Annotated in this window: 2 pseudogenes; both read left to right on the top strand. The window is 66.4% G+C overall.

What is annotated here, in order from left to right:
• Positions 1 to 388: pseudogene (locus JCM19049_RS20720) on the top strand (DNA repair protein RecN); the annotation flags it as partial.
• An 87-nt stretch (positions 389 to 475) separates the two neighbouring features.
• A pseudogene (locus JCM19049_RS12410) lies at positions 476 to 2,105 on the top strand (CTP synthase); the annotation flags it as partial.

The raw sequence follows: 2,105 nt of genomic DNA, 5'->3' as shown, positions 1-2,105 counted from the left end.
TGCTCGCGGCCGTGGACCCGGTGCCGACCTTCGTGTTCGACGAGGTCGACCAGGGCGTGGGCGGCAAGGCCGCGGTGGCCATCGGCGAACGCCTGGCCATGCTGGCCCGCCACGTACAGGTCATCGTCGTCACCCACCTGCCCAGGTGGCCGCCTATGCCGATCGCCACATCCGTGTGATCAAGAACTCCGATGCGACGGCGAACACCGGCAAGGGCTTCACCGCCTCGGACGTCGTGGCCCTGGATGAGGCCCAAAGGGTGCGGGAACTGGCGCGAATGCTGGCCGGGCAGGAGGAGTCGGACACCGCCCAGGCCCACGCGGAGGAGCTGTTGGGTGAGGCCCGGCAGCTGGTAGATTCGCTGTCGAAGGCGGCGGCCAAAGCCTAACCGCCGCCGCTGCGCCCCCGCCATCCGGGTGTGGCGATGGTGACAAGTGGATGGTCAGGTGCAGGATTGGTGATAGGATGAAATCCCGTGGTGCAGCGTAATACAACTCGTGATTCTCGGTCGTCTGAAACGACAAAGCATATCTTCGTCACCGGCGGTGTGGCCTCGTCCCTGGGTAAGGGACTGACGGCATCCAGCCTTGGACATCTCCTTCGGGCTCGTGGTCTTTCCGTGACCATGCAGAAGCTCGATCCGTACCTGAACGTCGATCCAGGTACCATGAACCCCTTCCAGCACGGCGAGGTCTTCGTGACCGACGACGGCGCCGAAACCGACCTGGACATCGGTCACTACGAGCGCTTCCTGGATGAGAACCTGCCCGGCAGCGCCAACGTGACCACCGGCCAGGTGTACTCCACCGTCCTGGAGCGTGAACGCCGCGGCGAATACCTGGGCGACACCGTACAGGTCATCCCGCACATCACCGATGAGATCAAGCGCCGCATGCGCCTTCCGGCCACCGAGCCGGGCGAGGGCAAGAGCGCGCCGGATGTGATCATCACCGAAATCGGCGGCACCGTGGGGGACATCGAATCCCAGCCGTTCCTGGAATCGGCCCGTCAGGTGCGCCAGGACATCGGACGCAAGAACGCGTTCTTCGTGCACGTTTCCCTGGTTCCGTACATCGGCCCCAGTCAGGAACTGAAGACCAAGCCGACCCAGCATTCGGTGGCGGCCCTGCGCTCCATCGGCATCCAGCCCGAGGCGCTGGTGATCCGCTCGGATCGCCAGATCCCGCAGGAGATGCGCGCCAAGCTGGGTCGCACCTGCGACGTGGACACCGAGGCGGTCATCAACTGCCCCGACGCCCCGAGCATCTACGACATCCCCAAGGTCATCCACGCGCAGGGGCTGGACGCTACATCGTGCAGACTCTGGATCTGAAGTTCCGTGACGTGGACTGGGATGACTGGGACCGCCTGCTGGATGTGGTGCACAACCCGGCCCACCACCTGGAGGTGGCGCTGGTGGGCAAGTACGTGGACCTGCCCGACGCCTACCTGTCGGTCACCGAGGCCCTGAAGGCCGGCGGCTTCGACAATAACGCCAAGGTCAACCTGCGTTGGGTCCCGGCCGATGACTGCGCCACCGAGGAGGGCGCCGCCAAGGCGCTGTCCGATGTCGACGCGATCTGCGTGCCCGGCGGCTTCGGCATCCGCGGCCTGGAAGGCAAGCTGGGCGCGCTGAAGTTCGCCCGCGAGAACCGCATCCCCACCCTGGGGCTGTGCCTGGGTCTGCAGTCGATGGTCATCGAGTACGCCCGCAACGTGGCCGGACTGGAGGACGCCTCATCCACCGAGTTCGACCCGCAGACCACCATGCCGGTGATCGCCACCATGGCCGAGCAGAAGGACATCGTCGATGGCCGCGGCGACCTGGGCGGCACCATGCGCCTGGGCCTGTACCCGGCCAAGCTCGCCGAGGGCTCGGTGGTGGCCGCCACCTACGGCAAGAACGAGGTCTCCGAACGCCACCGCCACCGCTACGAGGTCAACAACGCCTACCGTGAGCAGCTGGAGGAAGCCGGCCTGGTCTTCTCCGGCACCTCCCCGGACGGCAAGCTGGTCGAGTACGTCGAGCTGCCGGCCGAGGTGCACCCGTACTACGTCTCCACTCAGCCACCCGGAGCTCTCCAGCCGCCCGACCCGCCCGCACG

Source organism: Arthrobacter sp. JCM 19049, from assembly GCF_001310435.1.
The sequence above is the reverse complement of the archived record's forward strand: the minus strand, read 5'-3'. Positions and strand labels throughout refer to the sequence as shown.